The sequence below is a fragment of the Salmonella sp. SJTUF15570 genome, assembly GCF_043357055.1.
GTDB lineage: Bacteria > Pseudomonadota > Gammaproteobacteria > Enterobacterales > Enterobacteriaceae > Salmonella > Salmonella enterica.
The window spans coordinates 477,215-494,782 of sequence record NZ_JBEUKJ010000003.1; the positions used below are offsets into that span (position 1 = coordinate 477,215).

Genomic DNA, 17,568 nt, shown 5'->3' on the forward strand with positions numbered 1-17,568 from the left:
TTACTCCGGATATTTAAAAATTACGTAGGTATGCGAAGGGCAGAGTTTGTTAAGCACGCACTCGACAACGGTGTCGCCCCAGATACGCAGTGCGGAATCACAGGGATCGCCACATGTCATCCAGGTGGTGTTGGTGGCGGCTGGCATGTTGACCTGCCAGTAATACCGCCATTCCGGCGCATTCACCGCGTCAGTACAGGCCGATGAGCAGGTGAACGTACTTTTATCGTATCGCGTGATAGTGGCGTCTGGTCTGCCCAGGGCAGCAAGCTGTGCAAGGTAAAAATCCTCATTGATGCCGCCCGCCAGATTAACCTTCGCATCCAGCCGTTGCTGACGCTGGCGAAGGGTCTGTGTCCCTGCGGGAATACATTCATCCGGCAGACCGCACAGACGCTCCCAGCGGTTTATCAGTTCAGTGGTGGTGCGCGGATCCAACTCCCGCATCAGGGCATCCGCACGCTGATGAACACGGGTTAATGACGGTGCCGCACCTGCAATCGCCGGATCGCTGGCTGACCACGCCGGACCGGGCGGCAGCAGTGCCGACAACAGACGGATGTAATCATCGTTTGTCACGTCCATGAAATCGTCCCCAGAACCGCCAGTTCATTTTTTGCAATGGAGATATTGTCTGCCGGTGCAAGCAACTGATGGCTGTATTCCCCGTTCGCACCGGAAATCGCCTCACTGATACGCGATACCTTCAGTTCTCCCTGCGGATAACCATCACGCAGCAGGAACGAACGCAACTCCGCGGTGATGACAGCCCGTATTTCCGGTGTGTCCGGCGTCACACGGATATGAAAATCCACCGTATGTGCCACCGGCCTGAACACATACAAATCAGAGCCTGCCACCGGGGCCAGTGGCTCGATATGTTGTCTTGCCGCCGTTTCCGTTGATTCTTCCGGAATGGGATTAATCAGGTCACTGCTGGCAATCATCACACCGACAGTTCCCGTTCCCATCCAGTGACGGTATGTCCATGCGCGGGTAATGCCGGGCACTTCTTTAGCCCAGACGACATAGTCCCCGTCAGCCCCGCCCTGAGGCGTCCAGTAATACCGCTCAATGACGCGGGCGCGCCACGTTTCCAGCTCTTCAGTATCAAATCCGCCTGTCAGGGTGTCAGCCACACCGGAAGACGGCAGACCATTCACCGGCGTGACCAGGATTAATGCCGTACCGTCGTCAGCGTTACCGACCGCACCTGCACTTGAGCAGGCGATCGGCACGCGCAGGACACCACCAGAGCTGGTTGCATCGGCAGTTGCCGTGTACTGAACCAGGTCATCGCGCTGAATAACACTCCCGGCAGTCACCTTCAGGCCATCGCTGACACCTTCCCAGCGCATATACCCGCTGGCAGCCGTGGCCTCCTTGCGCGGACACCGTTTCATCGCAGCATGTCGCGCCAGCCAGGACTCATCGCACAGGTCAGGCAGCATGTTCATTGCCAGATAATCGATGTAACCGTAAACCGTATGCAGCGCCGCCGCATACACCTTTGCCCGCACGTCTTCATCCATGCGCCGGAGCGTGTCGCTGACGTCCAGCCTGGCGAATAAATCGTTACGGAGCATACTGATATTTTCTGCCAGCGTCGGGCGCTGAAATTCACTGTCCGCCATGCGTTATCGCACTCCACAGATCATCAAAAGAAATCATTACCGGTCCGTCACGACGCCAGAGAGTGATACTGTTACCCAGTTCATTAATCCCGGTGCGGCGGATATCCAGATCAATACGGGACACCACGCCGTCATCAATCATCCATTGCAGGCATTCGCGGATATACCCCCTTACCGTCTGCACCAGCTGATTGGTCAGTTTGCTGCGCTGAAGCAGCCACAGTCGGGAGCCGTAACGGTCATTCTGTACCGCAGGCCAGGTATCCCCCCACCATCCCATCGGGACGTCGGCATTATCATCAGGCTCCGCCCGCCGCCAGGTGAACAGGGAAATCACCACGGCGCGGGTCAGCGGATCCAGCGGTGCGCTGGCGCAGGTGCGTTTACCGTTCACCGTCAGCCACAGTTCCATCATGCCTCCATCGCTTTATCCGGTTTGTCGGTGTTACTGCCCTGACCGTTCTCTCTGTGACGATGGCCGTTATAGGCAAGCCGCATCGCTGACATGGTGGTGCCGCCGGAATCGCACAGGTCTTTCACCTGTCCGGTCACTTCCAGGTCCATTTCAAAACGCGCTTTAGGTGAATTGCGAAACGTGATCGTTTTACCTGCACCGTCCACCACGAGCCCCTCCCGGGTCAGCGTCACGGACTGCCCCTGATCGTCATAGACAGCCACCTCACCCGTCTGCAGCCCTTTCAGGCGGTAGCGCCGGTCCGACACCGTAACAACCACCGCATGAGAACGGTCGCCATCCGGAAACAACACCACCGCTTCCGCACCGCTGTTTGCCCTTGAGGTAAAACCGTAGGGTTCAAGATGTTCAACCCCGGCTTTGGGTTCACCGGCAATCAGGGACACATCCACGGTCTGACATTTCGTGGCGGCACTGATGCTTTTCACCACGGCCCGCCCAATCAGGCCGAGGAGTTGTCGCTGCATGGCTTCAATCGTCCTCATCAGAACGGGTCCTCCTGTACTCTGGCTTTTTTCTTTTTCCGCGCGCCGGGGGCTTCGGGTTCAGGCAGATAAGCATCAGGTGGGCCGACACGGATTTCCGTCAGGGTGCCGTTCTGGTCCTGAGTAAACGTGACTTCCGAAACAAGCAGTTCGGTATTGTCGAAACCACAGACCGGATCAAAGACAATCACCCGCTGGTTGGGCTGCCACAGCGTACCGTTACCCTGTCGCCAGCCCTGCACCACATAGGTGGTTTCATCCGTCCGCGCCGCCCGTTGTCGGGCTTCAAAGTCCGCACGGGCAATACAGCCTGCCCCCGTAGCCTGCCCTGTCTGCCTGATATACATCGGACGGTAACGGGCAATAAATGCGTCCTCTGTGCGGGCCCGCAGCGCGGTGGTGGTGGCCTCACCGAAATCATCGTCGTTTCCGGCACGCTGCCCCGCCACCTGGTAAACAGAAAACCGCTCCCGGATACTCTTCTCCGTATCGCAGGAAAGGATGTTTTCCCCGAGTACCAGCGCAGTATGTGCCCGCGTTGAGCCAATACCGCCAATCACCAGCCTGCCGTGCGGGTCGTCGTAAGCCAGTGCCTGCTGCTGACCGAGTATTTTGTTGATTACCTCAATCACCGTTTCACCGTGATCAGGCTGGACATCAGGAATAACACCCGACGGCGCACCGTTGTTCACCACCTCAATGCCGAAAGGCGCAGCAAGCGCCTGCGCAATCTGTACCAGCGATCGTCCATTAAACTGTGTCGGTTCGGCTGCACAGTCAATCAGGTCAGCGGTCAGACTGCGTCCGGCAATACCGGTGCTGACCGAACGGGCATCGTAACGAACGGGCGTCGCCTCCACCCAGCCGGTGATCACCAGCTCATCACCAATCAGCACCTCCACTTTTGAACCGTTTTTAATGCGCGGCTGAAGCGTGGTGATACCCTCATCTCCCGGCCACTGGCGGGTGATCTCCACACTGAAATCCCGCGCCAGCCGTTCAATACCGGCACCGATGCGCACCGATGTCCAGCCATTCCACTCCCGGCCATTTACCCGTAGCGTGACATTGTCGTTCATTGCACTGGCACCTTCAGAGGGATCACCGGCACAAAGCCGGGATGCGTAATGGCATTACGCCGGATAATGTCCGCGTCACGCGCCGCGTTATCAAACCAGGTCGCCGCCAGCACCAGCGCGGGTAAAACCTCATCCGGTGTGCGCTGAATGATCCGTGCAGACTGTTCAAGGCGCGTGTTGATATCCGCATTCAGATCTGCTTTCACCCGGCGCAGCGCCAGAAACAGCGCATCGCTGGTTGTACGGGACAACTCCTTATCAATTGCCGTATTCAGTGTGTCGCGAATGTCAGTCAGTTCTTCCCACGTCGGCAGGTCAACCGTGTTTTTCACCGCCGGTGCATTGTTCAGTGCCGGATGCGTGACGGAAGGCCAGCCAGTGCTCTGCGCGGGTGTTGTTGCCTGCCCCACTGCGGAATTCTGCATCACCGCGGAAGTTGTTGGCGCAGGCAATCGGGTGACGGCATACGCCGCTTCGCTGATTGCGGTCGTACGAAGGGTGCTGGCAACCACGTTACGCTGCTGCGTCGCCGTGGCGGTGGTTTTACTGTCCGTTTTCCAGACGCCGCGCGGTTGCAGATCGCTGCCGAGGCTGACACCGGAAAGCGTTTTGATCATGGTGACCAGGTCGCTGGCGTTACCATAAAGGCGTTTCCCGGTACGCCACATTTTCTGCACCTGCTCAACGAAATTTTTGCCTGACGATGGCGGCGGCAGAAGTACCGAGATATCCCCCTGCAACAGCCTGGCGGCATCCGATACGGCAGAATCCACCACTTTCATCGCATCAGAAACATACCCCAGCATTATGCTGGCATTACCGATAACGTCGTTCTGCACGAAATCCGCCACACCATCGATACTGAAACCGCTGAAGCTGTCACTGATGCAGTCATCCAGTGCAGAACAGGATGACATCAGCGTCTGCGCCGTCGCCGCACCTGATGTGGGGTAAGAGAGTTCTCCTGCTTCGACAAACTTCAGGTCAAAGCGGACAATACGCCCTTCACTTTTCGATGTGCTGACCCGAACTTCCCCGTCAACACAGACTTTCAGCTCACCATATGTCGGGTGGACAAGCGTGCCGGGACCGGGTTTATTCAGCGCGTCAATCAGGCGATCGCGCTGGTCAAAGCAGTCATCTCCCACCACATAAGCTGTGATGGACGGGCGGAAAGTGACTTTTCCCAGATCTTCGGTATAGGGCTTGTCGCGGTTCGGATATTCGTGTGTTTCCACACGGCGACCGGTTCCCGCACTTTCTTCTTCAACCTTAAACGGTACGCCGCGAAATGACGCATCCTGAAGCCTGTCTTTCCACGTCATATAAACTCCGGATACAAAAAACCCGCCAAATCTGCTTTGTCAGTTATTTACATCGCAGAAGATGTGGCGGGAACCTAATATTTTTAATTACTATCTGAGTTGAACATCAATGGAATAAATATCACCACTCTTTATAAATTTAGAATCTGTCCTTTCATCAAAAGATTCAAATGACTGTACCTTTAAAAACTTTTTCATTTTATTTTCAAAAATACTTTCATTAACACCAGTTAAATACTTGAACGCTCTACCAGCAAGGACCTCATTACTTAAATCCATTGTGTTTTTATTGTCTTTGAAAAACCAAACAATAACCTTTTGTGGGCATGATGGATTATAAACAGATATATAAAACTGCGGCTCATATTTTTCATCAGCGTCATCACTAAGCATTTCTTCAGAAGATAATTCTCTTCTGAATTCATATTGCCGCTTAGTTATTCCTTCGTCCTTTATTATCTCTTGCTTAACTGGTGCAATACCTATAGAAGAGATTAATTCTGACTCATTAAAGCTGAACTTACACTCTTCCGCAGCCAAGTTAAAAGATAAAAGTGCAGATATAAAAAAAACAAAGATACGCATAATCATCCCTTCAATCATTTGTAAGGAATGATTATATTAACTACTTAAAGCTGAAAACCCAAATTATGCCAGACAAAAACACATTAATCATTTTGTACACTACCTGAACCGCGTATAGCCAACATCATGGCTGACATCAAAACCGCTGGATCGCGTTTCCATAACCCGCATACCCGGAGGCGAATTCACAAAAGATACCTTGATCTCACCATCAACTTTTGGCACAGAAGCTTTGTTAATCATGAAGGGATTCGAGCCTGTGGCATCGGAGGCGTTGTTTGACTGAGCCGGATCCACCGCCGGATAAGGTGTGTATCCCCGCGCCGGTATTCCCGTCCCATAAGCATCATAAGCACCCGCGCCCCACTGCGCAGAGTTAATGGCATCGACCGTGTCACCGAAACTGTCGGTAAACCACTCAATAATTGGCTTCAGCTTGTCCCACATATCCTGAAACCACTTAACAACCGGTCCCCAGTTATTGATCACCATCCCCAGCGGCGACCAGGCAAAAACCTTCTTCAGAAGTTCCCAACCTGCCTCAAAATAAGGACCAATGGTTTCCCAGAGCTTCTTGAAATAAGGTCCGACAACATCCCAGTTAGTGATAATTAATCCCGCAGCCAGAGCAATCGCCGTCGCAATCATGCCAATCGGCGTCATCGACATAATCCTGCTGACAATACTGATGGCACTGCCCACGCCCATCAATCCCAGTTTCAGAATCGCAAGACCGGCAGCAAGCCCGACGACGCCGCGAATAACCCGGGGATTTTCATCCGCAAACTTCGTGAATTTCTCCCCCAACTCCCCCAGCCATTGTGTGATATTTTTAGCGTCACCAGAAAATGCGCCGCCAATAGCCGCAAGGCCGTTAGTTGCGGTCCCTGTCATTGCCTCCCACAGGTTGGACAGCGTACCAAGCTGTGCCTGAACACGTTTATTCAGGCTGGCCTGTTTATTCATCTTCTGCTGGATCTGATCGTAGCCATCCTTTCCTTTATCGATTAGTGCATTGACCACCTGAATGGTTTCGGCATCATCACCAAATATTGCCTTAAGTACATCTGTTCGCTTAACGTCGGTCAGTTTTCGCAGCTTTGCCAGTTGCCTGAACATGTTATCAAGACCGCCAAAACTTCCTTTGCCGTCAGTAAAATCGAGCTGTACCCCGAGTTTCTGGCGGGCCATAACTTTATTAACGTCCCTGATTTTCTTAACGCTTAATCCGGACTGGATAACTTTTCGCAGGGCATTACCTGCCGACTCCCCGTTCATCCCCATCTGATCCATCATGACGCTGATGGGGGCAAGGCTCTGTGCAGCCTGAAGACCATCCTTGTTCACCATCTTCAGAACAGAACTGGTTTTAGTGAAGAAGGACAACATGTTGGTATCGTCAACGCCCAGATAAAACGCCTTCTGGATAGTGTCGAACAGCCCCATCATGTCTTCTGACGCCGTTCCGGTAGCATCCTGCATCTTTGCAGCAAACTCAGCAGCCGCTTCCGGTGTTTTTTTCAGTTGTACCGCAAGATAAGCTGTCGCTTTACCCACACCACCCAGAATGTTTTCTGCCGGGATCCCCTGACGCACCAGCATCTGCATCATGTTCTGGAAATCAGCCGTTGTACCAGGTAGCTGGTTACCCAGGCCAATAGCCAGTTTATTGATGTCCTGAAAGCTCTTTCCAACCTCGCCGTTCGCATCCATCATGGCGACTTTCAGCCCGGTGGCGGCGTTTTCCTGATCGGCATAAGATTTCAGGGAAAGCGTCAGACCCGCTGCCAATCCGCCCCCAAGCGCCAGCCCACCCTGTGACGCTTCTTCCGCCTGGCGTTTAAATCCCCGGATTTTCTTTTGCATTTTCGACAGCGCGGGAGAAAGCCTGTCGACACCGGTGATCAACGCCTTAAGCTCAAATTCAGCCATGTGTGCGTTTCTCCTGCTCTATCCTGTTTGCCTGACTGACCAGCAAGGGAATTTCACTGATCGGCATACTCAGCAATTCGAAGGGATTAATGCGCCAGTAGCTGGCGCAGTCAAAGAAGCGATCAGTGAGGTATTCAGCCGTCAGGCCTGGAGGAAAAAACCAGCCACAAGCCACGCCGCTGCATTCAGGTCTGCCGGAGACATCTGGTCGACAGAGCTTTGCGGCACTTTCGCCAGCCGCACAATGTATTTCGACACCACATGCGCCAGAAGTCTGACGGACTCATCCTGATTCATCTGGTAGGGATACCCCAGCTCGCGGACATCCTTCCCGGTGGGTTCATCAAACTCCAGTACGGAGAGTGTCTCACCATGAGCGATAATCGGTTTCTTTAACTCAAGCTCTTTCATTACTGGTAATCCCCTTCTTCACCGTGGAACTCAAGATCAACCGTGCCTTCTTCGGCATTATGGTTCGCTTCTCCGTGCAGCCAGGCGGACGACAATACATAGACCTGACCGTTCGCCAGCTCGGCAGTGATGGTCATCTCATCAGACGAGGTGATTTTGCTCACCGGAAAATTCTTCGGCACCTTGAAGGTCCCTTTGACATAAGGCGCACGGTGAGTTTCCTTGCGGTCCACTGAACCGTCCAGGCCGATGATGTCATCATTGACCGTCCTGTTCATGGGCACCTCAATGCCGCCGGTCAGCGATAGCTGCTGACCGTCAATTTTGAAATAACAGGTTCCCCCGATACGGGCCATTATGCAGACTCCTCTGAATACTGAAGACGGAACTGGTTAACCACGGCAAAAACACGCAACTGGTTAACATAGTCAGGCGGGAACAGCGTGTTCAGGCGGTTCGGATCGCTGGCATCACGCTCCACAACCAGGTACTGCTTAAACAGTTCGTAGTTTTCCACGATCCCCGCACGCTCAAGCTGACGGTAGGTTGCCAGCAGTTCCCCTTTGATTACCGCCGGGGTGACAATCGCCTGACCGGGACCAAAGCGGGTACCGTCGCTGGCAAGCTTGTGACGCCCGTACTTACTGGTAATGACGGATTTCAGTTTGCGCAGTACATACGCACTGGTATGCAGCGTCTCGCTGTCGAGGTAGCTGTTATCCGCAACCCCGTAAGCATTTTTCCTGTACGTGGTGACATCACGCTGAATGCGCAGCACCCCGCTTTCGACATACGCCGTTGCCACGCCATGAGACAGCAGGGTCTGCTGCTCGGTCATCGTGAACCGTTTCCCCTTCGGCGCAGGCAGCATACCCACCAGCTCACCGGTCTGCGTGGGACGTGCCGGATCGTTGCGGATAAACACCGCTGCGCGGGCGGTACGGCTTGCCGCCAGCTCGTCGGCAGGCGTCTGGGTGTCTTTTTCGTACCCCGCCAGGGTAATGTGCTGCTGGTTAAACTGGTCACCTGCGGTCACCAGTTCTGACAGCGTGCCGGTCTTTGCCGTATACACATGACCATACAGCTGACGCGCATAGCTCCAGCGACCGCTGGTATCGTTCATCTCGGTCACCAGCGTGTTAACGGAGGCCGTGTCGTTGAACGGCAGGCCAATATAATCAAACGGCTCATCCGCCATTGCAGCCACCGCGCCGGTGAGAACCGGAGCACCCGTTCCGGCGGTACCCGTCGCCACGGCAATCTGTACGCCCGCTGGCAGCACTTCGCCCCCACCAAAGCCGTAGTAATTGAGGCTGACAGGAATTTCATTCCCGCAAAGCCCCTTATGACGCGCGGTCAGTGTGACCACGCCTGCCGAAGATGAAGCCGTAAACGGCAGGGTCGGAACGGCATTGATGGCATCCTGGATACTGCTGGCAATCATCGTGACGTTATCGCCGTTAGTCACCGGTGCCTGCACGCGGGTACGTCCCACATACACATTCACCGTGCCGGTTTCGGTTGCCGCCCCGGTCACCGTCAGCGTAACCGTTGCCGCCGCGCCTGTGGATTCAGGAACGGCAATCACATACAGCTCGCCAAACGGGTCAGTCTGGCGATAAGCCTCGACCATACGCGCCAGCTGACTTCCCGCACCACAAATCTGGCGTGCATAGTCTGCCGACGGCATCAGTACCAGACTGTTGGCAACAATCTCTGCACCGTTATTGGCATGACCAATCAGCAGCGATGCTCCGCTGTCCTGTGCAGTATTCGCCGCCTGGTTATCCATTTCCGCATAAAACAACGGAACCAGCGTATTCGACGGAATGGTGTTAAAGCTTATCGTCATCGGTATTCACCTTTTTATTCACGCGCCGGATATCACCAGCTGCTTCACGGCGCAGCCAGTAGTTGTTCTCGTCAACATTTCGCCCTTCGGCGGGCAAAAGGTCGCCGCGGGCAGGATCAGGAACTGACCGCCCTTTAACAGGTTTGACAAACATGAGGATCCTCAGGAAGGAAGAGTTATTTCGGTGTGATGTTCGATATCGCCGTCAGGCCCGTTACCGGGCTCGAGATAATCAACATCAATCGCCAGCGTTTGCAGTTCATCCAGACTGTTCAGATCATCCTGCTGGCGGGTATCGTCTTCAGTCAGCTCGCTGATGACCGAAAAATCGAACTGATAAATCAGCTCATGACGATTCAGATCCAGCAGCGTGCCGCCGTCATAGGTAATCGGGTTACCGCACGCCTCCGGGTTCCAGCCCAGCAGAGCCTTAAAGAGCATCTGCCGGACATCGTCCACCACATCATACGAGGCAAACTGACCGCGCTCATCACGCCCGTTACTCAGTATGACAACCACGGAGAAACCCTCTTTCAGCTCCTGCCAGTAGTCGGTCTGGCTTTTGTTTTCTCCCGGAGAATCATCACCCGGTACCACATATGCCGCCGGGAGCTTCAGCTTTCCGACCTCCGGCAGATTTTTGAACTGGGCCGCGCCTGCAACCCGGTTTTCAAAATACGGACAGCGGGCACGCAGTGCAGCAATAACAGGCGTCAGTTTCATCTGTGTCGTCGCTCCGGCTTCAGTGATTTACGCAATTCCCGCGCCAGAAAATAGCGTGTCCAGCTGCGGTTCTTTTCAAGCGTTTCCACCATGAAGTTATTACGTGGAGCAAGTCGCCAGCCGCTGCCACCGGATGCACCACGATGATGGCTGCGACGACGCTTTTCCCCTCGCCTCACGCCATAGAACAAAAAAGCCGGATAAAAATCACCGGTGATACGGCGGTTTCCCTCTCCATTACGCTGGTTAGGGGCTATACGTGCCATAAAACCAGGGCGATGTTTACTGGCTCTGGGTACCATGTAACCAATCGAACGAGCCAGGCGTCCGGTCTGATAACCGGGGTTTTCACCCGGTGCCGACCGCGCACGGCGCATCACCAGCCGACGGGCATCACGCATATGACGCTGACCAATCGTGACAAACGCCCGCCGGACACGGGCGCGGTTAAAGCGCATCTCCGCGGGCTGCTGAAAATCAACGTGCAAAAAGGAAGTCGTCATTGTTGCCTCCGTGACTCTGCCTACATTCGCCCAGCTCCGTACACTCCAGCAGCAGAAAGCGCCGCGCCCCGTTCAGATCGCGCTGACGTTTCACCCGGTACACACTGTCACCGCAGACCACCTCATAATCAGCGGTGATCCCCCGGCGGTAACGAATGGTGATGTAATGGGTGATGGCGTCCCCGGTCTGCGCGGTTTCCTGCCAGGTGGTGGCACTGGTCTGGATAACCTTCGCCCATGTCCGGAACGTAACCGGGTATTGAGGCTCCACGCCAAAGTTATCCGCGGGCATATCCACCCGCAGGCGGATCAGGACGCGTTTATTCAGTTCACCGGGGTCCGGCAGAATGTAGGTTGCGCTGGTCTGCGCCTGACGAATTTTCATTGCGGAAAGTACCTGTACGGGCCGACAAGCCAGCCAAAACTCTGCGGCATGTCGAGTTTCTCCACTTCCGTAACCGACGAGCGGTTTTCGTAAAAATGGCTGATAAGCATCAGCATCCCCAGACGAATATCATCCGGCAGGTGCAGCCCGTCCGGATCGCTGTCCGGAATGGTTTCATCCGGTGCATAGAGCTTCCGGTTCAGATACGTTTCCGTCCGCTTTTGTGCCGCACATGCCAGCAGTTGCAGATGGCGGTCATCAGTATCGAAATCCTCATCCAGCCGGAGTTGGGCTTTAATCTCTTCCATTGTCAGAAGCATACTCAGCCCTCTTTACTGGTCGTGGCTTTTTCTCTTTTGCCGCTTTACTGCTTTTTGCACTGATTCCGCGCTCTGCTAACCCGGCCTGAAGTGCAATCTCCTGCACCCGGGCAGGAAGCGCCCCGTCGTCATACTCACCGGCCTGAATGACCTCAACACGCATACCGTCCGGTGACCATTTCAGATCTTGTTTCAGGATCATGATTCTTCACCCGTCAGAACAGGGGGCGCGGTTCCGCGCCCCTGAGTGATTACGCCGCTGCAATCTTCAGCAGTTTGATGGCCTGCGAATCGACCAGCATCCCGCCGGTGCGCTTGGTGGTATAAAAACCGACAAACGGTTTATTGGTGTACGGGTCACGCAGAATGCGGGTGCCGATACGGTCAACGATGGTGTAACCCCGTTTGAAGTTACCAAATGCAATGGCTTTCGCATCAGCGGCGATATCCGGCATCTGTTCGTTTTCAGCGATACCGTAACCCGCCAGAGAGGACGGCTGCCCCAGTTCCAGCCCCGGACGCCACAGATAGTTACCCTCGGTGTCTTTCAGCAGACGGATGGCAAACAGGCTGTTGTTGTTCATCATGAACTTCGCGCCAGTGCGGTGTGCCTTACGCAGCGTGTAAATCAGTTTGATAATGGCGTCTGCGGTCACCGCGGTCGCTTCGCCGGATACAATATGCTGAAGTTTGCCGAACGCCCGGACCTTGTCGGTTTCATCAGTGGATTCATACGCCAGGAACCCTTTCGGCTTCTTGGTGCCATCGCCTGAGGTAAAGGCAATTTCTTCCTGTTCGGCAAATTCGGTTGCCAGCTCGCTGTTGATCCAGGCCTCCACGTTGAAGAAGGCATCGTCCAGCATTTTCTGGGTAGCCTGCGGGTTGCCGTAGATTTCCCCCATGAGAGGTTCAATCAGCTCCAGTCTGGAGGTGGCAGTCTGGGATCGCGTATCCGTTTCCCCCACCCATCCGGAAGCCGTACCGCCCAGATTCACCAGTTTTTTGTAGTCGGAACCGCCAACGGTGATCACCGTGGCTTCCTGACGCATCACCACTTCATCTTTCAGCAGGTTAAGAATGTTGCGATCCAGTTCTTCCGGCACGGCGTAGCCACCGTCTTCATCGGTACCCACCTGCAATGCCTTACGCTCCAGATCGCGCAGACCGTCTTCACGGCCTTTACGTAGAAAGCCCACAAACGCCTCTTTATGCTCGGTGGCCAGTTTATTTTGCGCTCCACCTGCCGGACGTTTCAGCTCAAGCAGCTCTTTTTCAAGGTCGCTTTTGAGATTTTCCAGCTCGCTGAGTTTCCCGTTCAGGGTTTCCACCTGCCCGGCAAGCTTGCCTTTTTCCTGCTCAATCGCATCCACGCGCTTGTCGTTCTTTGCTTTGAAGTCGTCAAACTTCTGCTGCAGCTCCTGCGCGACCTGTTCGACATCTTTAATATCAACCGCCATCGTATTTCTCCTGATTAGAAGTTCAGATTTTTCAGTGCATTCAGTGCATTCAGTGCAGAGCCCACATCCTCAGCGTCGCGCAGGGACAGTGCGCCATAGCCCCCGGCCATGAATGCTTTGGCCTGGGTACGGGAGAGTCCGACATCACGCAGGACTCTTTCGATTTTTTTCTGTTCGGGGATTTCCCCGCGGGCCAGTGCGTTCTTGACGTCGCTGATCCGCGCCTCGTCGTTAGACGGGAACGTCACCAGGCTGACTTCCCAGAGGTCGATTTCTTTCAGCAGAAAGGCTTCTTTGCTCCGGTCGTATTCCCAGTCTTTCAGGACGTACCCAATAGAAAGGCCGGTTAACGAACCGGCCTTCATGTGTGCATGTGCGCGTTTTGCGAGGGGATCATCATCAATAAGCAACCGTCCCCTGACGTAAAGCCCGACATCGTCTTCCTTCATTTCGGTGTAAACACCGATGGGTTCATCCATGCGGTGCTGCCAGAGCAGCGCAGGTAACGCTTTTCTGTCACTCCACGCCCGCAGGGAAGCAGCAAATGCCCCGGACATCACCACATCATCGTGGCTGTCCTTTACACCAAAGACGGAGCCATACCCTTCAAACTCACCGGAGTCACTGACAGATTTCAGACTCAGCGGTACATCAAGACGTTGTTTCGTCTGCATTGGCGTTATCCTTCTGCTTACCGGCTTTACTGCCATCGGAGGGTTTCGTGGTCATGTTCATCGGTGTGAGATAGACATCACCACCGGGACGCGGATTCATATCTTCCAGGTCGCGGCAGTCATTGGGAGAGTAAATTCCCCAGTTGATCCCGGTGGCGTAGGCTTCAAAACGGGACTTCATATCCCCGCGCAGTAACGCCCCGGCGTTAAATTTGGCGTAATAAACGCCCTGCTTACTTTTTCGTACCAGTCCGGTGTTGATCCGCTGTTCGATGCGGGTCAGATACGGCACCAGTGAATAGTTGATAAATCCCAGCCCCAGCTCTTCGATATTATTGAAGGTGGCGCGATCGGTGTTCTGCACCATGTGCAACGGCACCCGGAACAGACGACAGATTTCTTCAAGCTGAAACTTGCGGGTTTCCAGGAACTGGCTGTCCTCGGCGTTCAGCGCCATCGACTTCCAGTCCAGCCCCATCTCAAGGATCATCGGGCGGTGAGCATTGCCAAGCCCGGTGTGACGCTCCTCAAAATCTTTCTTCAGGCGCTCATAAGCCTGATCCGACAGCGTCTGCTCTGTACGCAAAACACCCGATGTCACCGCGCCATTGCTGAACAGTCTGGCCCCGTGCTCTTCGGTCGCTGCCGCCAGCGATATTGCCTCGCGGGCATAGGCGATGGGATTCAGCCCCACCAGTCCGTCCAGCGTCAGCGTACGCACATGCCAGATATCCTCCTGGCTCAGTACATCCGTGGAGCCATCCGGGAATGTGACCTGATAGACCGGTTCCCAGCTACTGTTAAGCTTCGGTACCACACTGCCGGGATCGACGGGCAGCAGTTCAGCCACTTCGCCAAATGCTTTCACTTTGTAGGCGTAAAAGTTTCCCCTCAGGCACAGACAGGTGACCACCAGCTCCCAGAACTCCTGCGGCGTCATATAGCCATTGGGATGCGTGGAGATCAGTTTATGCAGACGTTCGCCGGTGGCTCTCTGCTTCAGGCTGCCGTTCAGGTGATACAGATTGCAGGGCAACATCCCGACCGACTCTGCCAGCACTCTGACGCAGGAAAAAACCGCCGTCAGTCGCATGGCCCGCTGACTGCTGATCTGCTTTCCGGTATAGGTGTCATACGACAGCCCGATGGCATCCGCCAGCTCTGCTGGCGTGGTCACCGGTGCGTCACTTTTTCGTTGAAATAATCCCGAAAAGAACACTATTTACCTCCGCCGACAGACGACTGTGTACGGTCGAGATATCGCGCCACCAGCCACGACCAGAACAGGCACAGCGCCCCGGCAACAACAAAACCCGCCGGGGGATAAATCAGCCAGGCACCATACGCCAGCAAAAGCGCACCCAGCACGCCCACCAGAGGCGCGAGAATCAGCATGATCATAATTACCTCAGTTAAAGCGAGCGGATCCCATAGGACTCAATGTGGTCAGACAGCGTGTCTTCTTTCTCGTACAGCATGGCTCTGCCAACCGCCATAATCAGCGCAACTGCACCATCGATTTTGTTTTCCGCCTGCTCTTTGACGGGCTTCACTAAATCATCGTTACCTGGCATGTTTTTGCCGACCACATTGCCGATACACCAGGTCATGATGGGATTGCCGTCATGATGAAAGCGTCCCGATTCAATCGCTGCCTCCAGCTCTTTCATCGGGTCGGACATATTGGCGAAGTTCTGGACGATAGTAACGGGATTCAGGTCTTCATCAGCAAGGTCATGTGACAGCCCGGTCGCTCCAAAAGGGTCGATGGGTGACTCACTGACCGGGCTGATTTTGTTCGCCGCTTTGGCCTCTTCGAGGATGTAGCGATAATCCACCTCTGCACCATCGGTAACGGTCAGAACGCCCATTTCCACCCATTTCTGAAAGCGTTCGGCTGTCCGGCGATCTTCATTTTTCTCGACGCTGTACACCGTGTCATACGGTACCCAGAAACGCGGGGCCACACTGTAGTAATGCGTTTTACCGTCAATCTCGCGGGTATAAAGTCGCGCCATGCTGTTCATATCCAGCTTACGCGCCAGGTCAAAGGCCAGAATGCACGGCTGCCCCTCGAACTGCTCAAGAGTCAGTGATTTATCCTCGCAGCTCTGCCAGCTCACCAGGTTGAAATACGCCGAACGCGCCGACACCCAGATATTGAGGTGTTTTGTTTTAAAGACGTTTGCCAGACGGGCATTATTTTTCGCACGCTGCTGCTGACTTAACAAAAATTCGCGATAAACCGACACGCCAATATTTGGATTGGCTTTTTCCAGCACCTGCGGGTCGGTCCAGTCGTCACCTTCATCAACGGTATAGATGATCCCGAACAGTTCATCGTTAGGCACCGAGCCGTTGAGCATCTCGATGACTTCCCGCCGTTTGTCGTAGCACGGCCCCTCAATGTTGTACCCGGCGGTGGTGATGGCCCACATCAGTGGCTGACGTCGCGCCCCCATCCCGGTAAGCATTGTGGTATAAAGCGCATCGGTGGCATGCTCGTGATATTCATCCACCACGGCACAGTGGGGTGATGAACCATCACCTGGGTTGCCGATCAGCGGTTCAAACCGCGCGCCATCCTCCGGACGGTTCATGTTTGAGGCGTTAACCTCAATCCCGAACGCTTCTGTCAGCATGGGTGTGCGTTTACACATCAGTCGCGCCGGGCGAAAGACTTCCCACGCCTGTTTCTCTGTCGTGGCACCGGAATACACTTCCGCGCCAAACTCGTTATCACAGGCAAAACAATACAGGGCAACACCGGCAGAGATTGCTGATTTGCCGTTCTTACGGGGGATTTCGGTGTACACCTCCCGGAAGCGGCGCAACCGGGTGCCTTTATTGACCCAGCCAAACGCACAGCAGATCACAAATAGCTGCCACGGCTCCAGCGTGATGGGCATCCGTTTGAATGCCCACTCCCCCTTGGTGTGCGGCAACAGCTGAATAAATTTCGCGGCCCGTTCAGCCAGGTCCTTGTCGAAGCGGTAACGAAACGACTTACTTTTTTCCGCCATCAGGTCATCAAGATGGCGCTGGCAGGCCTGAATCACAAACTGGCAGGCAACAATCTTTCCGCGCACGACATCCCGGGCATACTGATTGGCTGCATTTACGTTGGGGTAAGATTTCCGGCTCATGATTCGATGATTTTCAGATTGTCAGAAACGGGTTAGTGGCTTTCTTCTTCCCCGCCAGGCCAATCAGACGCTGGCGGCTGCTGGGGTCGAGTCCGAGCATTGCCCCCGTGCTGCTCATCTCGGACTCCTGTTCTTTTTTGGCGGTCAGCTCCGGATTTTTGACCATGCCGCCCATTGCACCGGTGATGGTGTTGCCCTGTCTGGCAATATTTTTCACGGCACGTCGCCAGAATTCATAGGCCACACACCACCGCTCAAGTACCGCCAGGTCAGTCACGCACAGCAGGCCCTGACCGCAGAGTTCTTTGGTTGTCAGTTGCCACATGATCGTGGCGAGAGGGAGATCTTCTTCAGCGAACCACTCCGGTGGCTCAACACCTTTGATGGGCGTAAAAACAGGTTCATCTTTATTCAGGGCTCGCTTGCCGGGGTTTCCGGCCAGCGCCTTGCGCGCCGTTGGCTTGGGGCGACGCCCGGAACGCCCCGCCGTTCCAGCCATATGCGGCACTCCTGGTTAAATTTCATTTTTCGCGGGTATAAAAAAACGATGGGGCGGGCAGTCCGGAAGACGTCAGGTCACAG

At 54.7% G+C, this 17,568-nt stretch carries 22 protein-coding genes and 1 pseudogene; all 23 read right to left on the reverse strand.

What is annotated here, in order from left to right:
- Positions 1-585 carry a YmfQ family protein gene (locus ABVN44_RS08585; protein WP_000383548.1) on the reverse strand — a complete coding sequence of 195 codons (585 nt, stop codon included), beginning with the start codon at positions 583-585 and terminating at the stop codon, positions 1-3.
- The gene (locus tag ABVN44_RS08590) at positions 576-1,634 is read right to left on the reverse strand and encodes a baseplate J/gp47 family protein (protein ID WP_022630974.1); all 1,059 of its coding nucleotides are present in this window, start codon (positions 1,632-1,634) and stop codon (positions 576-578) included. Before ABVN44_RS08590 ends, ABVN44_RS08585 begins: the two co-directional genes overlap by 10 nt.
- On the reverse strand, positions 1,621-2,046 hold the full coding sequence (locus ABVN44_RS08595; protein WP_000424732.1) for a phage GP46 family protein: 426 nt from the start codon (positions 2,044-2,046) through the stop codon (positions 1,621-1,623). The genes ABVN44_RS08590 and ABVN44_RS08595 overlap by 14 nt, the downstream gene beginning before the upstream one ends.
- Positions 2,046-2,594: a phage baseplate assembly protein V gene (locus ABVN44_RS08600; RefSeq protein WP_022630975.1), complete on the reverse strand. Its 549-nt coding sequence runs from the start codon at positions 2,592-2,594 to the stop codon at positions 2,046-2,048. Before ABVN44_RS08600 ends, ABVN44_RS08595 begins: the two co-directional genes overlap by 1 nt.
- The gene (locus ABVN44_RS08605) at positions 2,594-3,673 is read right to left on the reverse strand and encodes a phage baseplate assembly protein (RefSeq protein ID WP_000999499.1); all 1,080 of its coding nucleotides are present in this window, start codon (positions 3,671-3,673) and stop codon (positions 2,594-2,596) included. Before ABVN44_RS08605 ends, ABVN44_RS08600 begins: the two co-directional genes overlap by 1 nt.
- Positions 3,670-4,998 carry a DNA circularization protein gene (locus ABVN44_RS08610; protein WP_000219913.1) on the reverse strand — a complete coding sequence of 443 codons (1,329 nt, stop codon included), beginning with the start codon at positions 4,996-4,998 and terminating at the stop codon, positions 3,670-3,672. The genes ABVN44_RS08605 and ABVN44_RS08610 overlap by 4 nt, the downstream gene beginning before the upstream one ends.
- 90 nt (positions 4,999-5,088) lie before the next feature.
- On the reverse strand, positions 5,089-5,583 hold the full coding sequence (locus ABVN44_RS08615) for a hypothetical protein (protein ID WP_001219112.1): 495 nt from the start codon (positions 5,581-5,583) through the stop codon (positions 5,089-5,091).
- A 99-nt stretch (positions 5,584-5,682) separates the two neighbouring features.
- The gene (locus ABVN44_RS08620) at positions 5,683-7,515 is read right to left on the reverse strand and encodes a phage tail tape measure protein (RefSeq protein WP_022630976.1); all 1,833 of its coding nucleotides are present in this window, start codon (positions 7,513-7,515) and stop codon (positions 5,683-5,685) included.
- Between the two features lie 141 nt (positions 7,516-7,656).
- On the reverse strand, positions 7,657-7,926 hold the full coding sequence (locus ABVN44_RS08625) for a phage tail assembly protein (protein ID WP_000661047.1): 270 nt from the start codon (positions 7,924-7,926) through the stop codon (positions 7,657-7,659).
- On the reverse strand, positions 7,926-8,282 hold the full coding sequence (locus ABVN44_RS08630) for a phage tail tube protein (protein ID WP_000090998.1): 357 nt from the start codon (positions 8,280-8,282) through the stop codon (positions 7,926-7,928). The genes ABVN44_RS08625 and ABVN44_RS08630 overlap by 1 nt, the downstream gene beginning before the upstream one ends.
- Positions 8,282-9,778 (reverse strand): phage tail sheath subtilisin-like domain-containing protein, encoded by a 1,497-nt coding sequence (locus ABVN44_RS08635; RefSeq protein ID WP_022630977.1) that lies wholly within the window; start codon positions 9,776-9,778, stop codon positions 8,282-8,284. The genes ABVN44_RS08630 and ABVN44_RS08635 overlap by 1 nt, the downstream gene beginning before the upstream one ends.
- Positions 9,762-9,932, reverse strand: a complete 171-nt coding sequence (locus ABVN44_RS08640; protein WP_000497751.1) for a DUF2635 domain-containing protein — start codon at positions 9,930-9,932, stop codon at positions 9,762-9,764. Before ABVN44_RS08640 ends, ABVN44_RS08635 begins: the two co-directional genes overlap by 17 nt.
- An 8-nt stretch (positions 9,933-9,940) precedes the next feature.
- Positions 9,941-10,501, reverse strand: a complete 561-nt coding sequence (locus ABVN44_RS08645) for a hypothetical protein (RefSeq protein WP_000779279.1) — start codon at positions 10,499-10,501, stop codon at positions 9,941-9,943.
- Positions 10,498-11,004 carry a hypothetical protein gene (locus ABVN44_RS08650; RefSeq protein WP_022630978.1) on the reverse strand — a complete coding sequence of 169 codons (507 nt, stop codon included), beginning with the start codon at positions 11,002-11,004 and terminating at the stop codon, positions 10,498-10,500. Before ABVN44_RS08650 ends, ABVN44_RS08645 begins: the two co-directional genes overlap by 4 nt.
- Positions 10,979-11,389, reverse strand: coding sequence for a phage head closure protein (locus tag ABVN44_RS08655; protein ID WP_000702388.1), 411 nt, complete (start codon positions 11,387-11,389; stop codon positions 10,979-10,981). The genes ABVN44_RS08650 and ABVN44_RS08655 overlap by 26 nt, the downstream gene beginning before the upstream one ends.
- Positions 11,386-11,709 (reverse strand): head-tail connector protein, encoded by a 324-nt coding sequence (locus ABVN44_RS08660; protein ID WP_000927719.1) that lies wholly within the window; start codon positions 11,707-11,709, stop codon positions 11,386-11,388. Before ABVN44_RS08660 ends, ABVN44_RS08655 begins: the two co-directional genes overlap by 4 nt.
- 2 nt (positions 11,710-11,711) lie before the next feature.
- A pseudogene (locus ABVN44_RS08665) lies at positions 11,712-11,911 on the reverse strand (hypothetical protein).
- Positions 11,912-11,960: 49 nt separating this feature from the next.
- Entirely contained in the window at positions 11,961-13,166 is a 1,206-nt protein-coding gene (locus ABVN44_RS08670) for a phage major capsid protein (RefSeq protein WP_000257507.1), read from the reverse strand.
- Positions 13,167-13,180: 14 nt separating this feature from the next.
- Positions 13,181-13,840 carry an HK97 family phage prohead protease gene (locus ABVN44_RS08675; protein ID WP_022630979.1) on the reverse strand — a complete coding sequence of 220 codons (660 nt, stop codon included), beginning with the start codon at positions 13,838-13,840 and terminating at the stop codon, positions 13,181-13,183.
- Positions 13,818-15,059, reverse strand: a complete 1,242-nt coding sequence (locus tag ABVN44_RS08680) for a phage portal protein (RefSeq protein WP_001514795.1) — start codon at positions 15,057-15,059, stop codon at positions 13,818-13,820. Before ABVN44_RS08680 ends, ABVN44_RS08675 begins: the two co-directional genes overlap by 23 nt.
- Positions 15,059-15,241, reverse strand: coding sequence for a protein YmfR (gene ymfR, locus ABVN44_RS08685; RefSeq protein WP_000605606.1), 183 nt, complete (start codon positions 15,239-15,241; stop codon positions 15,059-15,061). Before ymfR ends, ABVN44_RS08680 begins: the two co-directional genes overlap by 1 nt.
- A gap of 11 nt (positions 15,242-15,252) precedes the next feature.
- The gene (locus ABVN44_RS08690; protein ID WP_000088161.1) at positions 15,253-16,986 is read right to left on the reverse strand and encodes a terminase large subunit; all 1,734 of its coding nucleotides are present in this window, start codon (positions 16,984-16,986) and stop codon (positions 15,253-15,255) included.
- A gap of 13 nt (positions 16,987-16,999) precedes the next feature.
- Positions 17,000-17,485 carry a phage terminase small subunit P27 family gene (locus ABVN44_RS08695; protein WP_000929174.1) on the reverse strand — a complete coding sequence of 162 codons (486 nt, stop codon included), beginning with the start codon at positions 17,483-17,485 and terminating at the stop codon, positions 17,000-17,002.
- Positions 17,486-17,568: the final 83 nt, after the last annotated feature.

What these genes read in the sequence shown, in the direction of transcription:
- ABVN44_RS08630 (WP_000090998.1), bottom strand. Translation starts at nt 8,282, where the DNA reads ATGGCCCGTATCGGGGGAACCTGTTATTTCAAAATTGACGGTCAGCAG.
- ABVN44_RS08645 (WP_000779279.1), bottom strand. Translation starts at nt 10,501, where the DNA reads ATGAAACTGACGCCTGTTATTGCTGCACTGCGTGCCCGCTGTCCGTAT.
- ABVN44_RS08640 (WP_000497751.1), bottom strand. Translation starts at nt 9,932, where the DNA reads ATGTTTGTCAAACCTGTTAAAGGGCGGTCAGTTCCTGATCCTGCCCGC.
- ABVN44_RS08620 (WP_022630976.1), bottom strand. Translation starts at nt 7,515, where the DNA reads ATGGCTGAATTTGAGCTTAAGGCGTTGATCACCGGTGTCGACAGGCTT.
- ABVN44_RS08670 (WP_000257507.1), bottom strand. Translation starts at nt 13,166, where the DNA reads ATGGCGGTTGATATTAAAGATGTCGAACAGGTCGCGCAGGAGCTGCAG.
- ABVN44_RS08595 (WP_000424732.1), bottom strand. Translation starts at nt 2,046, where the DNA reads ATGGAACTGTGGCTGACGGTGAACGGTAAACGCACCTGCGCCAGCGCA.
- ABVN44_RS08600 (WP_022630975.1), bottom strand. Translation starts at nt 2,594, where the DNA reads ATGAGGACGATTGAAGCCATGCAGCGACAACTCCTCGGCCTGATTGGG.
- ABVN44_RS08635 (WP_022630977.1), bottom strand. Translation starts at nt 9,778, where the DNA reads ATGACGATAAGCTTTAACACCATTCCGTCGAATACGCTGGTTCCGTTG.
- ABVN44_RS08605 (WP_000999499.1), bottom strand. Translation starts at nt 3,673, where the DNA reads ATGAACGACAATGTCACGCTACGGGTAAATGGCCGGGAGTGGAATGGC.
- ABVN44_RS08660 (WP_000927719.1), bottom strand. Translation starts at nt 11,709, where the DNA reads ATGCTTCTGACAATGGAAGAGATTAAAGCCCAACTCCGGCTGGATGAG.
- ABVN44_RS08690 (WP_000088161.1), bottom strand. Translation starts at nt 16,986, where the DNA reads ATGAGCCGGAAATCTTACCCCAACGTAAATGCAGCCAATCAGTATGCC.
- ABVN44_RS08655 (WP_000702388.1), bottom strand. Translation starts at nt 11,389, where the DNA reads ATGAAAATTCGTCAGGCGCAGACCAGCGCAACCTACATTCTGCCGGAC.
- ABVN44_RS08650 (WP_022630978.1), bottom strand. Translation starts at nt 11,004, where the DNA reads ATGACGACTTCCTTTTTGCACGTTGATTTTCAGCAGCCCGCGGAGATG.
- ABVN44_RS08625 (WP_000661047.1), bottom strand. Translation starts at nt 7,926, where the DNA reads ATGAAAGAGCTTGAGTTAAAGAAACCGATTATCGCTCATGGTGAGACA.
- ABVN44_RS08695 (WP_000929174.1), bottom strand. Translation starts at nt 17,485, where the DNA reads ATGGCTGGAACGGCGGGGCGTTCCGGGCGTCGCCCCAAGCCAACGGCG.
- ABVN44_RS08590 (WP_022630974.1), bottom strand. Translation starts at nt 1,634, where the DNA reads ATGGCGGACAGTGAATTTCAGCGCCCGACGCTGGCAGAAAATATCAGT.
- ABVN44_RS08585 (WP_000383548.1), bottom strand. Translation starts at nt 585, where the DNA reads ATGGACGTGACAAACGATGATTACATCCGTCTGTTGTCGGCACTGCTG.
- ABVN44_RS08675 (WP_022630979.1), bottom strand. Translation starts at nt 13,840, where the DNA reads ATGCAGACGAAACAACGTCTTGATGTACCGCTGAGTCTGAAATCTGTC.
- ABVN44_RS08610 (WP_000219913.1), bottom strand. Translation starts at nt 4,998, where the DNA reads ATGACGTGGAAAGACAGGCTTCAGGATGCGTCATTTCGCGGCGTACCG.
- ymfR (WP_000605606.1), bottom strand. Translation starts at nt 15,241, where the DNA reads ATGATCATGCTGATTCTCGCGCCTCTGGTGGGCGTGCTGGGTGCGCTT.
- ABVN44_RS08615 (WP_001219112.1), bottom strand. Translation starts at nt 5,583, where the DNA reads ATGCGTATCTTTGTTTTTTTTATATCTGCACTTTTATCTTTTAACTTG.